This window comes from Gemella sp. zg-1178 (genome assembly GCF_018790995.1).
Classification (GTDB): Bacteria; Bacillota; Bacilli; order Staphylococcales; family Gemellaceae; genus Gemelliphila.
In genome coordinates this window covers 14,157-33,798 of the sequence record NZ_JAHKEI010000008.1, presented here as the reverse complement: position 1 = coordinate 33,798, position 19,642 = coordinate 14,157, and the positions used below count along the sequence as shown (strand labels likewise).

The window sequence follows — 19,642 nt, the reverse complement described above, 5'->3', positions numbered from 1 at the left end:
ACAATAATTGCTTTTATTTTAAACTTAGTTTTGCCGAGAAAAGAAGAATAATATAAAAAGCTAGCATATTGGTAATTAATTTTAAAAATTATCAATATGCTAGCTTTTTTCTTTATAATAAAAATTTTATATCTATAATAAATTCATCATCTTTGGGAGCATAAGCCTTGATTTGTGATTTATGCCTATCTATTATAAGTTTTGCTAAAGATAAACCTATTCCATATCCCTTAGTTTTACTATTTCTTGATTCATCAAGTCGATAAAATCTATCAAAGACTTTACTTAAATCTCCCTCTTTTATTCCCTCTGTTTTATTTCTAACAACTAGATTTATACTTTTCTTGTTGCTAGTTAGATTAACATTAATAATACTATTATCATCAGCATATTTTATTGCATTATCAAGTAAAATATCTATTACCTGCATAATTGTTTGCTTATCGCCACTATAAAAAATATTTTCAGCAATATCGGCTACAATTTCCTTATCTTTAAAATTAGCAAGTTCTTGAAAGTCTTCTAATCTTGACTTAACTAAATTTGTCATAGAAAAATTATTTTTAATTAAATTTTCCCTTTCTTCTGCCCTGCTGAATGCTACCAAACTATTTATTAAGTGTGTTAATCTCTCAATTTGATTATGAATATTGTCTAACCATTTTGACTTGCCTACTTCCATTTCTAAAACATCTGCATTAGAAATTATTATTGTGAGAGGTGTTTTTAATTCATGACTAGCATCGGTAACAAATTGTTTTTGTTTTTCATAATTTATTTCTATTGGTTCAACTATTTTTTTTGAACTTATTACGAGAATAATTGAAATTACTATTATTATAACTAGAGCCACTATGATGCTATTTGTAAGAAATTGGTAAAATATTCCTAGCTCTCTTTCTACATTGGCACATACTATATATTTTTCTATTCCATAATCAACATAACCGTATTTGTAATAGTCGATATATCCTCCGTCATTATTTTCATCAAGTGCTTCTTGGATAATTTCTTTCGCCTTAACTATTCCAACACTGTTATCTCTGTTATAAATATTAATAATTTGATTGTAGTCTGTTATTTGAGCAATAAAGAAACCATTATAAAAATTTTTGTCCGAAGAAACTATTCCCCTACTTCCATTTTCTGTCCCATTTTCGATAATTTCTCTAAGAAGTATGGGTTCATTTTTAAATTTATTTATTACTTCATCACTTCTTGATGAAATATTATTGTAATTTAAAAAATTTATAATAATAAATACTGCCGATATTACAAAAGTAACAGTAGAAACAGAAACTAAAATAAATTTTCTGCGTAAGGTATTAATCATTTAATTCCTCCAGAGTGTAGCCAACATTTCTTGTAGCTTTTATTTGAATATTTGCTCCAAGAGATTTTAGCTTTCTTCTTAAATAGGATATATTCACCCAAACTACATTTATTTCTGATTCGCTGTCATATCCCCAAATTTTTTCTAAAAAGTTTTCTGTGGGAATAACATTCCAAGGATTTCTCATTAGCATTTCCATAATTTGAAATTCTTTGTTCGATAGTCTGTAACTATCTTTGTTAGTTGATAATTCAAATGTTAATTTATTTAATTTTACATTGCCAAATTTTAATTCATTACTTGTAAAAGTTGCCTGTCTGCGTGTCATAGAACGGACACGAGCCAACAATTCTTTTGATGCAAAAGGTTTTGTTAAATAATCATCTGCACCGCTATCTAAACCCATTACCTTATCTTCTATTTCTGATTTTGCAGTTAGTATTAAAATTGGTGTGTTTTTTTTTTCTTCTCTAATTTTTTTTACAACGGTTATTCCGTCCATTTTTGGCATCATTACATCAAGTATAGCTCCGTCATAATCATCTAATAAAAGATAGTCTAGAGCATCTTGACCATTATGTACAACATCTATTGAATAATTATTATGTTTTAGCATAGCTTCTAGGGCTTCTGCCAAATCTTTTTCATCTTCTGCTAATAATAACCTCATACATTCCTCCACAATAACTTAATTACAGTTTTATTTTAAATTGAAAAATTAAAATTAAGTTTAAATAAAAATTATTATAAATTAAAAGAATAGATTTTTCAAATCTATTCTTGTTTGCTTATTTCATGTGTTTAACACGAAAAACTATTTCTTTGCCCCATCCCTTAATCATTGGTCGTGCTTGTGGATTACCCAAGTAACCACACGTTCTCTTAACAATATCACAAGTTTTTGTATTTCTGTTGCTACATTATGGGCATTTGAATCTTTTTTTAGTTTGGTTCAAAATCTCCTTAACAACCACATTCATAACATTTTTCTATGGTCGTATTAGTTCCTAAATATCCAATCTTGTCATAGGCGTAATTCCAAACAGCTTCTAGAGCTTTAGGATTTTAACGTAGAACTGGGTAATCGCAGTAGTGAATAAAACCAACACTTGCATAATCTGGATAATCTTTTTCAAAATATAATTTCTCAAGTGGAGTAGGATTTTTACTAACATCATAGTGATATGAATTTTTATAATAATCTTTGTCATTAATATTTTCTAAACTTCCGTATTTTTCTTTAATATATTCGGTAAAATCTATATTTTAAACTTTCTGAGGGTGTAGAATAGATACTAAACCATTAGTCATATTTGGCAGCCCATCCATCAACATTACGTTTTAACTCTTTCATTATTTCTAGGGTAAAATCTTTTGCTTCTTTATTTTATTCCAAATCGCCTCCATAAAATACACCAGCAACTTCATAAAGTACTATGTATCCTAAAGATAGAGTTTAACATTTATTTTTAAATAATTTGCTAACATTTTCACTGGCTTCTAACCTTTTTCCAAAAGCTCCATGCATATATAAAATTACTGCATTTTCTAGTTTTGCCTCCCCACATCTTTTGGCACGATAAACTAAAGCATCTCTACAGATATGCAATCTTTCTTGTAATATTTTCCAAAATTTTTCTTTATTGCCATTTGATTCAATAGCTATGCGTATTAATTTAAGTGTTACTACTCCCAAATTCATTCTACCACTTTCAATATTATTCCCATTTTCATCTTGCCAAGCTGGAAAAAATGAACGGTAAGACATAGCTGTTTTGCAAGAACCAGTAATTTTTACTAGTGTCTAATACATGATAACATCAGGATACATTCTCTTAATAGAACATTCCAAAGCTAATTTTTTTATGTCATAATTAGGATCTGTTTCTTTCAAATTCAATCCATCTTTCAGTGTAAATATAATTTTTGTAAATATGGCAGTTCTTTTTTCTATTCCTAAACTATTAATTCTTACTTTTAAGATAGCTTTTTGAACTTCACGAATGAAAAAATCTTCTCCAAGGTCGAAACCTGAAGATGTAAAAGGCGTTTGCCCTTGTAATTAATACAAAGTATTTATTTCATATTCTAAACTCTTCATTGCGTCATAAATATCTTTCTTTGTTCTTTCTAAAGCAAATTGTTTTTGTTTATCTTCACCCTCTATCCATTCTTTTGCTAGTTTATAATTTTTATCATAATTTAATTTAACAAAGGGAGTAATAAAATTAAGAAGAACACTTAATCACTGTTTTAGTGAAAAATGTTTAGCTTAATTCTTTTTTATTAGAGAGATTGATAGAAAGAAGGTTAAACATTGAGAAATTTTAAAAAGATAACAGTACTTTATGAGAGATTAAGTCGTGATGATGAATTTCAAGGAGAAAGTAATAGTATTTCTAACCAAAAGAAAATACTTGAAGAATATGCAAGCAAAAATGATTTAGATAATATCATTCACTTTACAGATGATGGTATAAGTGGAAAAAGATTTGATAGACTTGGTTTTACATTAATGATGGAACAAGTCAATATAGGAAATATTGGAACAGTTATTGTAAAAGATATGAGCTGTATAGGGCGTGATTATTTAAAAGTTGGTCAATTTATGGAATTAATAAGACAAAAAGGAGTTAGGTTAATTGCCATAAATAATAATGTAGATAGTTTTTACAAAGAAGATGATTTCAGCCCTTTTAGAAATATTATGAACGAATGGTATGCAAGGGGTGCATCAAGGAAAATAAAGTCAACTTTTAAAGTGAAAGGTGAAAGCGAAAAGCCAACGGCTAATACAGCACCTTACAGATAGATAGCAATAAATGGATAGTCGATAAAGTAGCAGCAAAAACAATAAAAAGAATATTTGATTTAACAATGAAAGGAGCAGGACCTTATCGTATCGCAAGAATATTAGAAGATGAACAAGTACCAATACCTGCAGTACATCAACAAAGACTAAAAGTGGGATTATATAAAACAACTCAATTAAATTATCCATATCGTTGGTGTAGTTCAACCATAGCAAATATCTTAAAAAGACAAGAATATTTAGGGCATACAGTAAACTTTAAAACAAGAAAACACTTTAAAGACAAAAAAAGTAAGTATGTATCAGAAGATAAGTGGTTGGTATTCGAAAATACACACGAGCCAATCATAGAGCAAGAAACATTTAATAATGTTCAAAGAATAAGAGGAAATGTAAAAAGATACCCAAATGGTTGGGGCGAATTTCACTCACTAAGTGGACTTTTATATTGTAGTGATTGTGGAAGCATAATGTATGTTCACATAACATACAATTACAAAAATATCCCTTACTATACTTGTAGTTCATATACAAAGACACCTTGTGGAAGTCAGTGCAAAACGGCACACAGAATAAAGGCAGAAAATGTATTAGAACTCATCAAACAAATACTAGAAGATATAAAAAAGCAAATAGAACTTGATAAAGATGAATTTATATTATCTGCAACTGATGAAATGAAAGAAAAGGAAAAAGAGGAAATAGAATACAATCTTGCAAGAGAAACAGAATGTAAGCATAGGATAAAAATTTTAGAAAAACTAATGTGTAGAATATATGAAGATATGATTTTAGAAAAAATACCAAGCACAAGATATGAAGTATTAAATGTACAGTATGAAGATGAACAACTAAAACTTACTGAAGAATTAAAAGGAATTGAACAAAAGATAAAAAATATAACACATAAAAAGATGGAATAAAAAAATTTATAAAGTTAATTGGAAAATACAATACATTTGAAGAACTAACAACATATATGAACAATGAATTTATCGAAAAAAATTATTGTATATGAAAGAGATATAAAAGGATCTCCTACATCACCACAACGGATAGATATTTATTTAGATAGTTACAAACCTCCACAAGAAAAAAATAAGTGAGGAAGAAAAGATAATATTAGCAGAATAAGAACTAAAAAGAGAAGAAAGAAGAATAAAACTACACAATAACTACTTGAAACTAAAAGCAAACGGTAAGCAAAAAAGAATATGAAGAAAGCTATAAGGTAAAACGAGAACAACTAAAACAAGATAAACTAAAAAAATTAAAGCAAAATGGAATTAAGTTATCAGAACTAAAAGAAATGGAGAAAATAAAATAGAATAGTTTTTATATAAAAAATATGAAAAACAAATAAAAAATGCAACTAATAGCTTGCAAAACTTAAATAGATATGCTATGCTATAAAAAAAGGGGTGAAATGATTGAATAATAGAATAAAAGAGAGAAGAAAAGAATTGAAAATTACACAAAGTGAATTAGCAGAAAGAATTGGAGGAGTTTCAAGACAGTATATAAGTTTTTTAGAAGCTAATAAAAGAGAAGTACCTTCATTAGTATTTGCCAATAAAATTTCAAAAGCATTAGATAATTGTATATATAGATTATTTGATTTGGATGGAAACGGAGAATATAAATGCTATTGTTGTGAGTAGTCTATATAAAATAAAAATAGGAGGTGTTAAGTATGAAAAATATTAATCCTCAGAGGTATAAGAACGGAGATAAGTTTTAATGTAGTTTTTCTAGTATGTTATAGTTATAAAAAGGAGGTGTATATTTATGAAAAGTCTATTGTTTAATGATTTTGATAAAAGTAAGATTATTGAATTATTACAAAATAATAATATACCTGAAGAAAATAATTACTTAATCGTAACAAAGAATCGTAGTATAAAAGAAGGTTTAATAAAATTGCTTATTAATAGTACTTATAATGCTATAGATGCATCTTTACAATATTTACTAGTTTTCACTAGTGACGCAATATATGAAGCAAGAATTTCAGGAGAAGTACTAGATTTTTTAAAAAGAGGAGAAATTTCGTTTAATAAATATAAACATAATGAAATTAGTGATTTCAATATTGAAAAAAAAATGACAAAACATATTATTTCTTGGAAAGCCGGTGGTAAAATTTATTCTTATGAAGTAGATAAATTTCAGGGGATTTACGGCTTTGTAAAAGAAAATTTTAATTATTTACAAGAAAATAATTTTTTCAGGAAGACTTAATTATGAAAAAGATATTATCAATATTTTTAGCCTTAAATATTTTAATGGGAACTTTTGGAAGTACTGTATCTGTATATGCATATGACAACAAGGTTGTTTCTAATAAATCTGAAGTAGAGACTTTAAAAAATGATATAGAAAAAGAGTTAATATTTTTATTTGAAGAAGCAACAAGTTATAAAAATGGAATTTTATATGTAAATAAAGATTTGTTAATTGAAAAATACGGCAATGAGAAGGCACCCTTAGTAGCAATGGGAATAGAAAGGATTTATAAATAGGAGAATCTTTCAGCAAATTTAAAGGCCGAATTAGAAGACAGGGATTTTGTATCTTGCATGGGAGAAGAATTAGTAGGAATGATCCCAGGGATGGAACTTGTTGATTTGATGTCTGGAAATCTAAGAGGTTATATTGAAGGAAAGATGTGGGGAGAAACAGCTGAATATGTAACAAAAAAATTAGTAAAATTTGGATTGAAAACTAATGTTGCAGGAATAGTTGCACAGTTGGCTATATCTGCAGGTAAATGTGCTATTTGGGGATAATTATTAACAATTCAATATTTTTTCAGAAGAAAAGAATAATAAATTTACTTTCATAGGTTAAAAATTAAAATTCTTATACTATAAAAACAAATATATATTAAATATTTAAGCGATTGAGAAAAATCTTAGTCGCTTTTTTATTTCAAGAAAGGAGCAAATATACAAACAGAAAATAAGAAAAAATTAAAATTAAGTATAGAGGAAAAGATAATATTATCATAAGAAGAAAAGAAAAAAGAAGAGCACAGATTAAAATTACATAATAACTATCTAAAACGAAAAGCTAACGGAAAACAAAAAGAATATGAAGAAAGATACAAGATAAAAAGAGAACAGTTAAAACAAGAGAAAATAAAAAGATTAAGACAAAGTGGAATTAAATTATTAGAACTAAAAGAAATGGAGAAAAATAAAAATGAAATGGAAAGAATATAAAGAGAAATTAGAAGAACTAGAAAAAGAAGATTATGAAAACTATATAAAGGCGATAATCAGTATAGAAAAAGGAATAGATGATGAAAAAGTGTTAGATAGTATATATAACGAATACTTAAATAGTCCTTGTAATCTTTTGAATGATATGTTCGATGAAATGTTAATATAACCGATAATGAAACTTGAGAAAACTCAAGTTTTTTGTTATAATTAAACAAAATAAAAAGGCAAGAGAGGATAGTATGAACATATCGTATGATCCGTTATGGAATATTTTAAAATCAAGAAATATGAAGAAAAAAGATTTATTAGAAAAAGCAAATTTAACAACAAATTGCATAGCAAATATGGGTAAGAATGAGTATATATCTTTAAAGAATATTGAGAAAATATGTGAGGCACTTGAATGTGATATTGGCGAAATTATTTGTTATTGTAAATCAGGAGGAAATTCGTTTAATGAATAATATATATACAAGTATTGAACTTTTTGCAGGTGCAGGTGGCTTGGCGTTAGGGTTAGAACAAGCTGGTTTTAATCATATTGGATTAGTTGAATATGATAAAAATGCTGTTAATACATTGAAAATAAATAGACCAAAATGGAATGTTATTTGTGAAGATATAGAAGTTGTTGCTAAAAGAGATTTGGAGAAAGAATTTAATATAAAAAAGGGAAAATTGGACTTATTATCAGGTGGAACTCCTTGCCAAAGTTTTAGTTATGCTGGCAAAAGACTTGGACTTGATGATGTTAGAGGTACAATGTTTTATCATTACGCAGTTTTTTTAAATAAGTTACAACCTAAAATGTTATTATTTGAGAATGTAAAAGGTTTATTATCTCACGATAAAGGTAGAACATTTAAAACTATTATAAATATTTTTGAACAAGAGGGTTATAAAATATTTTATGAAGTATTAAATGCTTGGGATTATGGTGTTGCACAAAAAAGAGAAAGACTAATTGTTGTAGGAATAAGAATAGATTTATTAAATAATAAAGAATTTTCATATCCAGAAAAACATCAATATAAGCCAGTATTATCAGATATTTTAAAAAATGTTCCTAGTAGTTTAGGTGCTAAGTATTCAAAAACTAAAGAGAATATTTTTGCTTTAGTACCACCAGGAGGATATTGGAGAGATATTCCAGAAGATATTGCTAAAGATTATATGAAATCTTGTTGGCATATGGCTGGTGGAAGAACTGGTATATTGAGAAGATTAAGTTTAAATGAACCATCTTTAACAGTTTTAACTACGCCTCAAATGAAACAGACAGATAGATGTCATCCAACGGAAGTTAGACCATTTACAGTTAGAGAAAATGCAAGGATTCAATCTTTTCCAGATGATTGGATATTTACTGGAGCAATGGGGTCTCAGTATAGACAAGTTGGGAATGCTGTTCCGTGTAATTTAGCTAAAGAGGTAGGTTTAAAAATATTAAAAAAGTTGGAGGAATTAAAAAATGGAAACTTATAAATTAAATTTTATTTCAAAAGAAGATTTTGAAAATCATGTAACCAATACTTTGAAACAGTATAATGAAACTTTAAAGAGCATAAATTTAAAAAAATTTAATAGTAATTTAATAGATCCAATTAAGTTACTTTTTGATAAAAATGTTTTTGATAAAAGTTTTGAAGAAATTATAAAATTAGAAATACACAGACAAAGGGATAAAATTAATAGTAATATAATTGGATATTTTCATCAAAATTTATTTAAAAGTATAAAAAAATGTGAAGTTCCAAATGAGGAGTGGGATATAATATTTAGAAATGATGATATAACATATTATGTTGAAATGAAGAATAAACACAATACAATGAATAGTTCATCATCTAGTAAAACTTTTATGAAAATGCAAAATCATTTATTAAATGCTGAGGATAAAGAAAAAAGTATTTGTGCCTTAGTAGAGGTTATTGCTAAAAAATCTCAAAATATACCTTGGATAATAACTCTCGATAAAGCAAAGCAATCTTCAAATGAAAAATTAAGAAGAATTTCAATAGATAAATTCTATGAGATAGTAACTGGAGATAAGAATGCTTTTAGTTTGATATGCGAGCAGTTACCAATAACAATTGAAAAAATCATTTCCAATAATAAAGAACTTAAGGTGCAAAAAGATACAGTATTTGAGGAATTAGAAAATATTAATAATGATACATTGTTAGCCTTATATAAATTAGCATTTAGTACTTATGAGGGTTTTAACTGGTAGAATATTGGACGATTAGATAAAAATCTAGTCGTCTTTTTTACTTGTAAGAAAGGAGATTTTAAAATGGCAGATAGTTTCCATTTTTCAATAGAGATTATTTCAAGGGGAAAAGGAAAAAGTGCAGTCGCAAGTGCTGCATATATTAGTGGAGAGAAAATAAAAAAATAATGGGACGGAATAACCCACGACTATACAAGAAAAGAAAGAGTATTACACAAGGATATATTACTAGCTCAAAACATAGCAAGAGAATTTAAAAATAGAAGTTATTTATGAAACTCAGTTGAGTTAAACGAAAAAGCAAATAACACCCAACTAGCAAGACAATAAGAAATATAAAACCTAGATAAAAAATTACTCTATATCAAACTTTACAAAGCGAACAAAGACTTATACAAAACCATTGAAAAACCAATCACTATGGCCTTAATAAAACACTTTAAAGAATTAGCGAATAAGCTAAATAATCAAAAAGAAAAAGCATTAGATAACACTAATAAAAAATCAATGTAAATGAAAAGGTGAAACAAGCAAGTAAAGATATGAATTTAGAAAGGTATGCTAAAATGGCAGAAAGAAGAATGCTATCAAAAACACTTATTTCTAGTGATTTATTTTTAGATATGCCCTTATCATCTCAAGCACTGTATATTCACTTTACGATACTTGCAGATGATGACGGCTTTGTAAACTATCCTAGAAGAATACAAAGAATTATAGAAGCAAGTGAAAATGATTTTAAAATGCTACCAGCAAAAAGATTTATTATATCTTTTGAAAGTGGAATTATAGTTATTACGCACTGGAAGATAAACAACTATATACAAAAAGACAGGTAGAAAGAAAGGGTTTATCAGTATGAAAAATCATTATTACAATTAGGAGATAATAACATTTATTAACTAAAAACAACTTAATATATACAGAATGTATACAAATTGGATACGCAGCTTAGTATAAGATAAGGATAGATTAGTAAAGGATAATATAGATAAGAGGAGGGGAAATGAGCCACTATCCACAAACTTTTACGGAGAATTCCAAAATATCAATTTAAACACCAAACAATACCAAAATCTAAAAGAAAAATTAGGAACAAATATAGATACAATGATTAAAAAGTTATCAAGATATATTAAAAGTAGTGGAAAGACATACAAAGACCATTAAGTAACCATATTAATAAAAAAATTATAAATTTATTATCTCGCACTTAACTATGGAATTTTTTTTGTTTTTGTAATATACTAATTACTAACTATGTTACAAAGGAAATTAAAATGAAAATTAAAAAAATATTTACTTCTGTAATAGTTAGCTTTTTACTTTTACAAGGTAACTTTGCTATTGCAGATGAAAAATTTATAGATAATAACGCAATTAACCAATTACTTAGAAATAATTCTAATATGAAAATTGTTGTTTCTGACTACAATACTGGAAAAATAGTTTCTGAAAAAGATGGCAATAAACAAGTAGCCTACAAAAATTTAATAAACCATATTGCAGTATTTGTTTTGTCTGAAGAACTTAGAGATGAAAAAATAAACTTAGAAACGAAAATAGAAGTTACTTCTGATGAAATTTTAGATAAGTATAAAATTGAAAATACTATAAGTGTTAAAGACGCCATCTTTATTTTAGAACAAGAGGATAGTCCTAGCCTAGCTTTAGCAATCTTTAAAAAATTTAATATAAGTATCTCTCAAGCTCAATTAATTTTGGATAAATTGACTTTAAGAGATACGGAATTAAATAAATTTGAAATTAGTGAAGAAAATAAAACAAGTGTTAAAAACTTAGCTTATTTAACTGAAGTTACTCTGAAAAATTATCCTACAATAACAGATATTACTAAAAATCCTGAATATGAATTTCTTAGTGGCGAAAAAGTAGAAAATGATGTTAAATTTATTCCTTCTGATATACTTAGAGCCTTAGGTCTAAACTATGACGGGAAAAATGCTACTTTTATTGCTTATAGTGGAAATACTAAATTTATAGTATCTATTATGGATATAGCTCAAGAAAAAGATGATTTCTTTGATACTATCCAAGAATTATATAATTACCTATTTGCAAATTATAATTATAAACTTGCCCTAAAGGCTGGGACTTATGATATAAATAATGAAAATATTACTATTGAAGAAGATATATACGACTTTTTTTACAAGGACCATGAACAAACAAATAAAAAATATTTTTTAATGAATGGGAAAATATTATTATTCCAAGATTACGATTATCTATCTGCCAATAATGGAACTGTATTTTCTTCTTACAAGTCTAACACAGACAATTCAAGTCTAACTAAATTAAAAAATACATTTATTCAAGATAATAAATTTAAAGAACGCAACAAAAGAGAAAAACTTGATATTATTGTCAACAGAAGCCAATATTTCTTTGCATTTGTTCTGCTAGTATATGTTGCTATTTTTATTTTAATATATCTATTGCAGGGAACTTTTTCTAAAAAGGAGGACTAATAAAATGCAATTAACTCAAGAAAATTTAGTTTTAGAAACTGAATATGGCAAGTTTGAATTAATCTTTAATTACAAAAATGCCTTTGATAAGGAATTATTTTTAGATAAATATATTGATATTTTAGATGATAAACCCTTTATAGTTGGCGACATAGCTTATGAAAAATTAAGATTATCTGGATTTTTCAATAATAAAGATAAGAACCACCCAAAAAACATTAGGAACCTAGAAGAATATTTATTAGAATTTTGCAATCTAGCTTGTCCGTTTTTTGTCTTAAAAAGAATATAAAATAGCAGTGCATAATTTCCTATGCACTGCTATTTTTCTAAAACAAAAATTAAACGTTTTGAATTTTGATAATCCCTATTAGCAAATTCAAAATCACAAAAATAAGTCTTTATTTTAAAACCTATTTCTAAGATTTTTTCTATTATTTTATCTATATTATATGTACGCTGTTTTTGATATTCATATATTTTTTTGTATAGATTATCTTTTTCTTTAACAAAAAATGTTATTTCGCTTTCTACTTCTAATTTATTTTCTGTAGGATATGTAAACCACAGATAACTTATTTCTTCATCTTCATATGCAAAGGGTTGCTCATTTAATAATTCATCTATTTTTGATGGTGTATGTATATCAAAAATAAATTTCCCACCCTTTTTTAAAACTACATAAACATTTTCTAAAGCTAGTGTAAATTCTTTAAAATTTTCCAGATAATTAAAAACATCAAAAGCACTAATAATAAAATCAAATTTTTTACTTAATAATTGAATTTCTAATAAATCAAGGGCTATATAATTAGCTTTGGAAAATTTAATGCTGGCGAGTGCTAACATCTCTTCGCTTTTATCTACGGCAAAAACTTGACCATAAGTAGCTAAATATTCTGTTAAGGCTCCACTGCCACAACCTAAATCAAGAATTAACAGATTATTACTATCCATTAATTCTTGTTTAATTATATTCTTATACTTATCGTAATCAACGTCCATTATCCTATCATATACAATACTTAAATTTTGATACATATTAAACCTCTTTAAGAGGATATTTTTCAAATAGGTTGTCTAATGCGTAATACTCTCTGTCATCTCTTGTCATTATATTAACAATAATATCTCCTAAATCTAAAAGAACCCATTTTGCTTCACGCCAACCTTCTATATTAAGAATTTTACCGCCATTTTCTTGAACTTTTTCTTTTACTTCAGAAGCGATAGCTTCTACTTGTCTATTAGTAGGAGCATGACAAACAACTGAATAATCATATAAAAATCCTGCACTTGTTAAATCATAGGCTACTATATCATAACCACTTTTTTCATCACAGGCATCTACTACTACTTGTAATAATTTTTCTACTGTCATTTTTTCTCTCTTTCTTATTTTTTAATCAAACGGAACATGATAACATATAATTCATCATCTTCAGGATATCTAGTTGCTAATTTTTCTATTAATTCTTCTCTGCTAACTCCATAATATTTTGCATATCTGTCATTTAGTTTATCTCTTGTTACTGCTTTTACAAGTTCAACTTCTAATGTTGCAAAAACTGTTTTTGTTCTGTCATCATAAGTTATAGCTTCTAAAACATCACCTTTTTTAAAGTGTGCCTCACTCTTATTTCTTATTGTAATAATTTTTTCACCAGATAATATTTTCTCTTTATTTTTTTCTTTAAATCCTACCTGATAATTTTTTATATTATAATAATTATAACATTTTAACAATGGAGGATAAATTCTTTCATCGTTATCAATTAAGTATACCAAGGTATATTTTGCTGCAAGACGTACTGCTTCATCAAGGTCGTACTCTGCTACTTCTGTAACCTCTTTTAAGTGAGGATGTTTTCTTTGTGGTTCAATATAGTCAGCGATAAAAATAATTTTTTCTAATAGGGACATATGTTTACGTCCAAATGTATGACTAAATATTGCCATTTTTATTTCTTCGTCTTGAACATCAAATTCTTTTTCTATATAAACACTAGCAACTGGTCCGTGTAAAACTTCTGTTGGATAGTCAAGTAACTTTATATCAAGATTATACTTAACTACATATTTTTTCATTAATACTTCGTCCATAGGCTTGCATATATCATGTAGCAAGGCTGCAAGACGAGCTTTTTCTACATTAGCTCCAAATCTTTCAGCCAACATAACAGCTGTATCTACAACTCTTAATGTATGTTCATATCTTTTTTCGGGTAATATTCCTTTTACTTTTTCTTTAATTTCATTAAAATTCATATAAACTCAACTCCTCTATATAATTGGCACAATCCTTATCAACTAAATAAGATATATTTTTTTTATTTTTTAATTTATTGCGAATATCAGTAGAACTAATCTCTATAACTGGCGATTTTAGTATAACATAATTTATCTCTTTATAAAAAGTATCTTTTGAAATTATTTCTTCTAATTTTTCTTCATTACGAGCAACAAATATAAAGGTAACCATTTTACTAAGTTCAGAAATTCTGTGCCACTTTTTTAAATCTTTAACCCTATCTGTTCCTATTATAAAATACAAACTAGCATCAGTATATATTTCTTTAAAATATTTTATAGTGTAGTAGGTATAGCTAATATCGTTTTTATCTATTTCATAACTACTAACAGAAAATTTTTTATTCTTACTTATACTTTTTACAAGCATATTGTATCTATCTTTGTTGCTAGCTTTTAAATTTTCATTTTTTAGTGGTGTTTTATTAGAAGGGATAAATATTAATTTATCCATTGCTAAATCTTCTACAACATTACTAGCAGTTATAAGGTGACCTATATGGACTGGGTCAAAAGACCCACCATAAAGTGCAATTTTTTTCATTATTTCACCAACTCTATTTTCCTATACTTTTCTTTTGATGATTGTCTGTATAAAACTATTATATTACCAATAATTTGAACTAACTCTGAACCAGTTCTACTTGATACTAAGTCGGCAACATATTCTTTATCTTCTGAACAATTTTGTAATATAGTTATTTTTATTAATTCTCTTTTTTCTAGTGCATCAGATATTCCTTTTATCATATCTGGATTTACTCCTAATTTACCTATTTGGAAAATTGGATTTAAGTTATGAGCCAAGGCTCTTAATTGTCTTTTTTGTTTTCCTATTAACATTTATTCTCCTATTGTAATAAATTAATACTAAATTCTTGTTTTAAAAATTTATTATTAATATTTTAAATTATTGAATCTCTTGTAAATACTTCTATTTCTTTAGGTAATACTATATCTATTTCGCAACCAAGGTCGCTATTAACAGTTATCCAACCCAAACCAGATATTACAATATCCGTTTTTTTATTTTGTATTTTAAATGATTTTTTTATAGTTTCAGAAAAAATTGATAAATTATCTTTGAATGGTGGAGCTAGCATTTCTCCTAAGTGTTTTTCAAATAAGTTATCTGCGTTTTCTAATTTAGTTCTGTGTAAGTCTATCTGATTAGATGCATATATAGTAAAACTTTGTCTATCTCCCTTTGTAAAATCTATTCTACACAAACCAGCAAAATAGATAGTTTGCTTTGAATTAAGTTGGAATACTCTGGGCTTAACTTCTTTTTTAGGAATTACTAATTTTAATGTTTTCTCATCTAAATAATGTGCAATGTCATAATCTAAAATAATTCCTGGCGTATCGTAAATACTAGTTTCCTTGTCTAGAGGTATTTCTATCATACCTAGAGTTGTACCTGGAAAATGTGATGTCGTTATGATATTTTTATCGCCTGATGTTAGTTCAATAAGTTTATTTATTAAAGTTGATTTTCCTACATTTGTTGCTCCAACTATATAAATATCTTTCTTATTGCGTAATATATCTAATTTACTGGCCAGTTCTTCTATACCATTATTTTTTATAGCACTTATTAGGATAATATCTTTTACTTTTATTCCTTTTTGCTTCATCATTTTAAAAAGCCACTGCTTTATCTTATTTTCTTTGACTGATTTTGGCAATAAGTCCATTTTGTTGGCAACTAAAACTATATCTTTATCTTTACCAACTATTTCTGTAACGTCTTCTATCCATGAACCAGAAAAATCAAATATATCTACTACCTTTACTATTAAAGCATCTTTTTTTGCTAATGTTTTTATTAATTCATAAAAATCTTCTGCTCCAAGTTCAACATCAGTAACCTCGTTATGATGTTTTAGTCTAAAACATCTTTTACATATTATCTCATTATCGATACTTTTTTCTAAAACATTTTTTGGTAGATAACCTTGCTTTTTACTATCTTCTGTTTGTATCTGACTTCCACAGCCTATACAAGTTATTTTTTCTAACAATATTTATCTCCTTATATAATAAATTATACTTTTTTTATTTTATTTTTACGTAATTTCATTACAGGAAATTGTTTTTTTTCTTTTAAATTAGTAACTATTTTGCTTTCAAAATATCTATTTATTCTAGTTTTAAAGGCATCTGTTCTTGAAATTGGTTTTACTAAAACACTCATAGCCCCACCTAAATTTTTTGCTCCAAAAATATCTGTAAGTACTTGGTCTCCTAAAATTATTGCTTCTTCTGGTTTTCGATTAAGTTTTTTTAGGGCTTTTTTAAAACCGTTTGTCAAAGGTTTTTTAGCTTCTGCTACATATTCTAAATTTAATTTTTTACAAAAATCTCTTACTCTTTCTTCTGAGTTGTTAGAAACTACAATTATATCAAAACCAGCTTTACGCATTTTCGTTAGCCACTTAGTTAGTTTCTTAGTATTTTTTTTACTATCCCACGATATTAGCGTATTATCTAGGTCTGATATTATTACCTTCTTGTTATGCATATTCATATATTCTACATCTATAAATTCATATTCTTCAACAAAATCATCTGGTGAAAAAAATTTTTTTAATACCATACTAACCTCTAATTATTTTATTTCTCCAATTATTTGTCCCATTTTTATTTCTTGTGGCAATTCTAAATTATTAATTTCAAAAGTATCTTTTTCAAATAATAAAACTACCGTAGAGCCAAATTCAAAATATCCTAACTCATCACCTTTTTCTACAAAATTATCCTCATAAGTTTCTATAATTGAATTTACATTTTGAGCTCCTACAGGTATCAAATTATATTTTATATTTTCATTTTTTATAGTCAATACTCTTCTATAATTATAGCTTAAAACTGTATCTCCTAATTTTAAGCCGGCATTATTAACAGGATATGAATATTTACCTAGAGTGTAACTTCCAACAATTTCGCCAGCAGTTGGGAAATGTATTCTGTGATAATTTTTAGGGCTAAGATAGATAACCATGTAAGTTCCTCCTGCTAATTCTTTTGCCCTGTCCTTATCAGCTAGTAAAGTTTTAACTCTATATTCTTGTCCTTTTACAATAAATGTAGCATCATCTTCTATTGTCCCAACTTCTGATATTACTCCGTCTGTTGGACTTACTACTACATTTTTTCCTTCTGCTATTGGTCGCAAACTTGGATGTACTTGTCTAATAAAAAATTCATTTAGATTTTTAAAATCTGCCACATCTTTTAAAATCTCATAAGTATTAATTTTATAAGTTTTTATAAAGGGTTGAATTAATAATCTACTCACATTTGATTTTGTTAATTTTTGTAATGCTTTGGAAGAATATTTTCCGTTAGTCAATTCAACACAGATTTGAAATAATCTTTTCTTTATCATTTTTTTCCTCACTTTTGTATATTTTCTATATAATTCTACTATAAACCTTGTTATTAAGCAAATATATATTGTTAAAATTAAAAATTTAAGCAGCAGGTTTGTAAAAAAACCTACTGCTTATTTTTAAAACTTACTTGTATCTACTGAGTTTAAATATTTTTCTAACTCTGGTGTGATATTACTAATTGTTCCATCAACAAAAGGATTTTCTAAATTAGCTTCTTTTACTAATTCTAAGAATGGTTTTGTTCCTCCTAAATCACAAAGATGTAAATATTCTTTCCAAGCTACTTTTGTATCTTGATTAGCTTTTTTCCAAAATTGGAAAGCACAAACTTGGGCTAGAGTATAATCAATATAATAGAAAGGAGAAGTAAATAAATGAGCTTGTCGATAGAAAAACATTCCGTTGTTTAGTGATGGTACATCTTCATAAGAACGACTTGGTAAATATTTTTTCTCTATTTCAAGCCACTTATCACGTCGTTCTTTAGGACTTAATTTTGGATTTTCATAAACAAAATGTTGAAACTCATCTACCGTAACTCCATACGGTAAAAATTTTAATGAAGATGCTATATGATAATACTTAAATTTTTCTGTATCTTCTTCGAAAAATAAATCCATCCATGACCAAGTTAAAAATTCCATGCTCATTGAGTGATTTTCACAAGCCTCGTATGTCGGCCAAATGTAGCTAGGAACTTTTACATCACGGCTTCTAAATACTTGAAAAGCATGGCCAGCTTCATGAGTAAGAACCTCTACGTCATGAGGTGTGCCGTTGAAATTAGCAAAAATAAATGGCGAACGATAATCTGGAATATAGGTACAGTATCCACCACCAGCTTTTCCTTCTTTAGTATCTAAATCTAATAAATTTTTATCTACCATAAAATCAAAAAATTCTGCAGTTTCTTCTGATAATTCACGGTACATTGTTATAGCATTATTTACTAAAAATTCTCTGTCCCCCTTAGGTTTTGGGTTGCCAGTTTTAAACATTATCGCTTCATCTTGAAAATTCAGTTTATCAAGTCCTAAGCGTGCTACTTGGTCTTTTTTAATTTTCTCTACAAGAGGTACTACATTTTCTAAAATCTGTTTTCTATATCCTGCCGCTTCTTTAGAAGTGTAGTCTGTTCTTCTCAAACGTAAATAAGCTAAGTCTACAAAATTTTCAAAACCTAATTTTTTAGCAATTCTTGTACGAACTTTTATCATACGGTCGTAAATATCATCATATTTTTCTAAATTGTCTTCAAAGAATTTGGTTGATACATTATTAGCTTTAGTTCTAATCTCTCTATCATCAGCTTGTGTATATTTTGCCATACCACTTAAATTATGTTCTTGGCCATCAAAAGAAATTTTAGCACTTGAAGTTAATTTAACATATTCTGTTTGAAGTTTATTTTCTTCTTTTAAATCTTCTAAAATTTCATCTTTAAAAATTTTTAAATCACATTCAATAAGATTAAAGTAATGTTCTCCTATTTCATTTTTTAATTCTTCCTTAAATTGAGAATTATAAATTATTTTTGAAATATTAGATTCATAAGCAGTTATCTCTGGTGAAAATTCATTCCAAAATTCTTGTTCGTCTTCATAAAATTTATCAGTAGTATCTAGGCTATTTCTGATTGACACTAATGTTGATTGTGTGGCAATTTTTTCTAAAAATTTATTATATTCTTTAAAAACTTTGATAAATTCATTATAGTTATTTGCTTGCGATAAAAGTTTTTTATAATTTTCTAATTTTGTTTTTGTTTCCTCTACATCAGGTCTTTTATACTCATAGTTATCAAATTTCATAGTTGTACAGACCTCTCTTATATATT

26 protein-coding genes and 1 pseudogene are annotated in these 19,642 nt (G+C 26.9%); 14 read left to right on the top strand and 13 right to left on the bottom strand.

What is annotated here, in order from left to right; genetic code table 11:
• Positions 1-112: 112 nt before the first annotated feature.
• The 4 genes and pseudogenes from KMP12_RS03405 to nrdD (KMP12_RS07510) all read right to left on the bottom strand — a co-directional run bounded on the left by KMP12_RS03405 (position 113) and on the right by nrdD (KMP12_RS07510) (position 3,338).
• Positions 113-1,333 carry a sensor histidine kinase gene (locus KMP12_RS03405; protein WP_215756342.1) on the bottom strand — a complete coding sequence of 407 codons (1,221 nt, stop codon included), beginning with the start codon at positions 1,331-1,333 and terminating at the stop codon, positions 113-115.
• Complete coding sequence (locus KMP12_RS03400; RefSeq protein ID WP_215756341.1) at positions 1,326-2,003, bottom strand: response regulator transcription factor; 678 nt, start codon at positions 2,001-2,003, stop codon at positions 1,326-1,328. Before KMP12_RS03400 ends, KMP12_RS03405 begins: the two co-directional genes overlap by 8 nt.
• 395 nt (positions 2,004-2,398) lie before the next feature.
• Positions 2,399-2,548, bottom strand: a complete 150-nt coding sequence (gene nrdD / locus KMP12_RS07515; protein WP_253195976.1) for an anaerobic ribonucleoside-triphosphate reductase — start codon at positions 2,546-2,548, stop codon at positions 2,399-2,401.
• A 241-nt stretch (positions 2,549-2,789) separates the two neighbouring features.
• Positions 2,790-3,338 (bottom strand): annotated as a pseudogene (nrdD, locus tag KMP12_RS07510) (anaerobic ribonucleoside-triphosphate reductase).
• 312 nt (positions 3,339-3,650) lie between these two features.
• Between nrdD (KMP12_RS07510) and KMP12_RS07920 the strand changes: the two are divergent.
• The 14 genes from KMP12_RS07920 (at position 3,651) to KMP12_RS03335 (ending at position 12,389) form a co-directional block, all read left to right on the top strand.
• Complete coding sequence (locus tag KMP12_RS07920; RefSeq protein ID WP_483867052.1) at positions 3,651-4,145, top strand: recombinase family protein; 495 nt, start codon at positions 3,651-3,653, stop codon at positions 4,143-4,145.
• A 65-nt stretch (positions 4,146-4,210) separates the two neighbouring features.
• Positions 4,211-5,068: a recombinase family protein gene (locus tag KMP12_RS07915; RefSeq protein WP_483867051.1), complete on the top strand. Its 858-nt coding sequence runs from the start codon at positions 4,211-4,213 to the stop codon at positions 5,066-5,068.
• Positions 5,065-5,163, top strand: a complete 99-nt coding sequence (locus KMP12_RS07910) for a DUF4368 domain-containing protein (protein ID WP_483867053.1) — start codon at positions 5,065-5,067, stop codon at positions 5,161-5,163. Before KMP12_RS07915 ends, KMP12_RS07910 begins: the two co-directional genes overlap by 4 nt.
• A 412-nt stretch (positions 5,164-5,575) precedes the next feature.
• The gene (locus KMP12_RS03385; protein ID WP_215756340.1) at positions 5,576-5,806 is read left to right on the top strand and encodes a helix-turn-helix transcriptional regulator; all 231 of its coding nucleotides are present in this window, start codon (positions 5,576-5,578) and stop codon (positions 5,804-5,806) included.
• Positions 5,807-5,933: 127 nt separating this feature from the next.
• Entirely contained in the window at positions 5,934-6,386 is a 453-nt protein-coding gene (locus KMP12_RS03380) for a hypothetical protein (RefSeq protein WP_215756339.1), read from the top strand.
• 2 nt (positions 6,387-6,388) lie between these two features.
• Entirely contained in the window at positions 6,389-6,667 is a 279-nt protein-coding gene (locus tag KMP12_RS03375; protein ID WP_215756338.1) for a glycine/sarcosine/betaine reductase component B subunit, read from the top strand.
• 57 nt (positions 6,668-6,724) lie between these two features.
• Positions 6,725-6,934 carry a hypothetical protein gene (locus KMP12_RS03370; protein WP_215756337.1) on the top strand — a complete coding sequence of 70 codons (210 nt, stop codon included), beginning with the start codon at positions 6,725-6,727 and terminating at the stop codon, positions 6,932-6,934.
• 415 nt (positions 6,935-7,349) lie between these two features.
• Positions 7,350-7,538, top strand: a complete 189-nt coding sequence (locus KMP12_RS03365) for a hypothetical protein (RefSeq protein WP_215756336.1) — start codon at positions 7,350-7,352, stop codon at positions 7,536-7,538.
• A gap of 73 nt (positions 7,539-7,611) precedes the next feature.
• Positions 7,612-7,836, top strand: coding sequence for a helix-turn-helix domain-containing protein (locus KMP12_RS03360; RefSeq protein ID WP_215756335.1), 225 nt, complete (start codon positions 7,612-7,614; stop codon positions 7,834-7,836).
• The gene (locus KMP12_RS03355) at positions 7,829-8,857 is read left to right on the top strand and encodes a DNA cytosine methyltransferase (RefSeq protein WP_252344681.1); all 1,029 of its coding nucleotides are present in this window, start codon (positions 7,829-7,831) and stop codon (positions 8,855-8,857) included. Before KMP12_RS03360 ends, KMP12_RS03355 begins: the two co-directional genes overlap by 8 nt.
• Positions 8,844-9,605, top strand: coding sequence for an Eco47II family restriction endonuclease (locus tag KMP12_RS03350; RefSeq protein WP_215756334.1), 762 nt, complete (start codon positions 8,844-8,846; stop codon positions 9,603-9,605). The genes KMP12_RS03355 and KMP12_RS03350 overlap by 14 nt, the downstream gene beginning before the upstream one ends.
• Positions 9,606-10,147: 542 nt before the next feature.
• The gene (locus KMP12_RS03345; RefSeq protein ID WP_215756333.1) at positions 10,148-10,444 is read left to right on the top strand and encodes a hypothetical protein; all 297 of its coding nucleotides are present in this window, start codon (positions 10,148-10,150) and stop codon (positions 10,442-10,444) included.
• A 441-nt stretch (positions 10,445-10,885) separates the two neighbouring features.
• Positions 10,886-12,097 (top strand): serine hydrolase family protein, encoded by a 1,212-nt coding sequence (locus tag KMP12_RS03340; protein WP_215756332.1) that lies wholly within the window; start codon positions 10,886-10,888, stop codon positions 12,095-12,097.
• A 4-nt stretch (positions 12,098-12,101) separates the two neighbouring features.
• On the top strand, positions 12,102-12,389 hold the full coding sequence (locus KMP12_RS03335; RefSeq protein WP_215756331.1) for a YutD-like domain-containing protein: 288 nt from the start codon (positions 12,102-12,104) through the stop codon (positions 12,387-12,389).
• 29 nt (positions 12,390-12,418) lie between these two features.
• Here the strand turns inward: KMP12_RS03335 and KMP12_RS03330 are convergent, their stop codons facing one another.
• The 9 genes from KMP12_RS03330 to KMP12_RS03290 all read right to left on the bottom strand — a co-directional run bounded on the left by KMP12_RS03330 (position 12,419) and on the right by KMP12_RS03290 (position 19,616).
• Positions 12,419-13,138 (bottom strand): class I SAM-dependent DNA methyltransferase, encoded by a 720-nt coding sequence (locus KMP12_RS03330; protein WP_215756330.1) that lies wholly within the window; start codon positions 13,136-13,138, stop codon positions 12,419-12,421.
• Position 13,139: 1 nt separating this feature from the next.
• On the bottom strand, positions 13,140-13,478 hold the full coding sequence (gene rsfS / locus KMP12_RS03325; RefSeq protein ID WP_215756329.1) for a ribosome silencing factor: 339 nt from the start codon (positions 13,476-13,478) through the stop codon (positions 13,140-13,142).
• Positions 13,479-13,492: 14 nt separating this feature from the next.
• The gene (yqeK, locus tag KMP12_RS03320) at positions 13,493-14,365 is read right to left on the bottom strand and encodes a bis(5'-nucleosyl)-tetraphosphatase (symmetrical) YqeK (RefSeq protein WP_215756328.1); all 873 of its coding nucleotides are present in this window, start codon (positions 14,363-14,365) and stop codon (positions 13,493-13,495) included.
• The gene (gene nadD, locus KMP12_RS03315; RefSeq protein ID WP_215756327.1) at positions 14,355-14,951 is read right to left on the bottom strand and encodes a nicotinate-nucleotide adenylyltransferase; all 597 of its coding nucleotides are present in this window, start codon (positions 14,949-14,951) and stop codon (positions 14,355-14,357) included. Before nadD ends, yqeK begins: the two co-directional genes overlap by 11 nt.
• Positions 14,951-15,250, bottom strand: coding sequence for a ribosome assembly RNA-binding protein YhbY (gene yhbY, locus KMP12_RS03310; protein WP_215756326.1), 300 nt, complete (start codon positions 15,248-15,250; stop codon positions 14,951-14,953). The genes nadD and yhbY overlap by 1 nt, the downstream gene beginning before the upstream one ends.
• Positions 15,251-15,312: 62 nt before the next feature.
• Positions 15,313-16,431: a ribosome biogenesis GTPase YqeH gene (gene yqeH / locus KMP12_RS03305; RefSeq protein ID WP_215756325.1), complete on the bottom strand. Its 1,119-nt coding sequence runs from the start codon at positions 16,429-16,431 to the stop codon at positions 15,313-15,315.
• Between the two features lie 23 nt (positions 16,432-16,454).
• Positions 16,455-17,006 (bottom strand): YqeG family HAD IIIA-type phosphatase, encoded by a 552-nt coding sequence (locus KMP12_RS03300; RefSeq protein ID WP_215756324.1) that lies wholly within the window; start codon positions 17,004-17,006, stop codon positions 16,455-16,457.
• Positions 17,007-17,018: 12 nt separating this feature from the next.
• Entirely contained in the window at positions 17,019-17,798 is a 780-nt protein-coding gene (locus KMP12_RS03295) for a phosphatidylserine decarboxylase (RefSeq protein ID WP_215756323.1), read from the bottom strand.
• 123 nt (positions 17,799-17,921) lie between these two features.
• Positions 17,922-19,616, bottom strand: a complete 1,695-nt coding sequence (locus KMP12_RS03290) for a M3 family oligoendopeptidase (protein WP_215756322.1) — start codon at positions 19,614-19,616, stop codon at positions 17,922-17,924.
• Between the last annotated feature and the right edge of the window lie 26 nt (positions 19,617-19,642).

Coding starts and splice junctions, on each gene's coding strand:
- KMP12_RS03405 (WP_215756342.1), bottom strand. CDS start 1,333: ATGATTAATACCTTACGCAGAAAATTTATTTTAGTTTCTGTTTCTACT.
- KMP12_RS03400 (WP_215756341.1), bottom strand. CDS start 2,003: ATGAGGTTATTATTAGCAGAAGATGAAAAAGATTTGGCAGAAGCCCTA.
- KMP12_RS07915 (WP_483867051.1), top strand. CDS start 4,211: ATGAAAGGAGCAGGACCTTATCGTATCGCAAGAATATTAGAAGATGAA.
- KMP12_RS03380 (WP_215756339.1), top strand. CDS start 5,934: ATGAAAAGTCTATTGTTTAATGATTTTGATAAAAGTAAGATTATTGAA.
- KMP12_RS03375 (WP_215756338.1), top strand. CDS start 6,389: ATGAAAAAGATATTATCAATATTTTTAGCCTTAAATATTTTAATGGGA.
- KMP12_RS03370 (WP_215756337.1), top strand. CDS start 6,725: ATGGGAGAAGAATTAGTAGGAATGATCCCAGGGATGGAACTTGTTGAT.
- KMP12_RS03365 (WP_215756336.1), top strand. CDS start 7,350: ATGAAATGGAAAGAATATAAAGAGAAATTAGAAGAACTAGAAAAAGAA.
- KMP12_RS03360 (WP_215756335.1), top strand. CDS start 7,612: ATGAACATATCGTATGATCCGTTATGGAATATTTTAAAATCAAGAAAT.
- KMP12_RS03355 (WP_252344681.1), top strand. CDS start 7,829: ATGAATAATATATATACAAGTATTGAACTTTTTGCAGGTGCAGGTGGC.
- KMP12_RS03350 (WP_215756334.1), top strand. CDS start 8,844: ATGGAAACTTATAAATTAAATTTTATTTCAAAAGAAGATTTTGAAAAT.
- KMP12_RS03345 (WP_215756333.1), top strand. CDS start 10,148: ATGAATTTAGAAAGGTATGCTAAAATGGCAGAAAGAAGAATGCTATCA.
- KMP12_RS03340 (WP_215756332.1), top strand. CDS start 10,886: ATGAAAATTAAAAAAATATTTACTTCTGTAATAGTTAGCTTTTTACTT.
- KMP12_RS03335 (WP_215756331.1), top strand. CDS start 12,102: ATGCAATTAACTCAAGAAAATTTAGTTTTAGAAACTGAATATGGCAAG.
- KMP12_RS03330 (WP_215756330.1), bottom strand. CDS start 13,138: ATGTATCAAAATTTAAGTATTGTATATGATAGGATAATGGACGTTGAT.
- rsfS (WP_215756329.1), bottom strand. CDS start 13,478: ATGACAGTAGAAAAATTATTACAAGTAGTAGTAGATGCCTGTGATGAA.
- yqeK (WP_215756328.1), bottom strand. CDS start 14,365: ATGAATTTTAATGAAATTAAAGAAAAAGTAAAAGGAATATTACCCGAA.
- nadD (WP_215756327.1), bottom strand. CDS start 14,951: ATGAAAAAAATTGCACTTTATGGTGGGTCTTTTGACCCAGTCCATATA.
- yhbY (WP_215756326.1), bottom strand. CDS start 15,250: ATGTTAATAGGAAAACAAAAAAGACAATTAAGAGCCTTGGCTCATAAC.
- KMP12_RS03300 (WP_215756324.1), bottom strand. CDS start 17,006: ATGGTATTAAAAAAATTTTTTTCACCAGATGATTTTGTTGAAGAATAT.
- KMP12_RS03295 (WP_215756323.1), bottom strand. CDS start 17,798: ATGATAAAGAAAAGATTATTTCAAATCTGTGTTGAATTGACTAACGGA.
- KMP12_RS03290 (WP_215756322.1), bottom strand. CDS start 19,616: ATGAAATTTGATAACTATGAGTATAAAAGACCTGATGTAGAGGAAACA.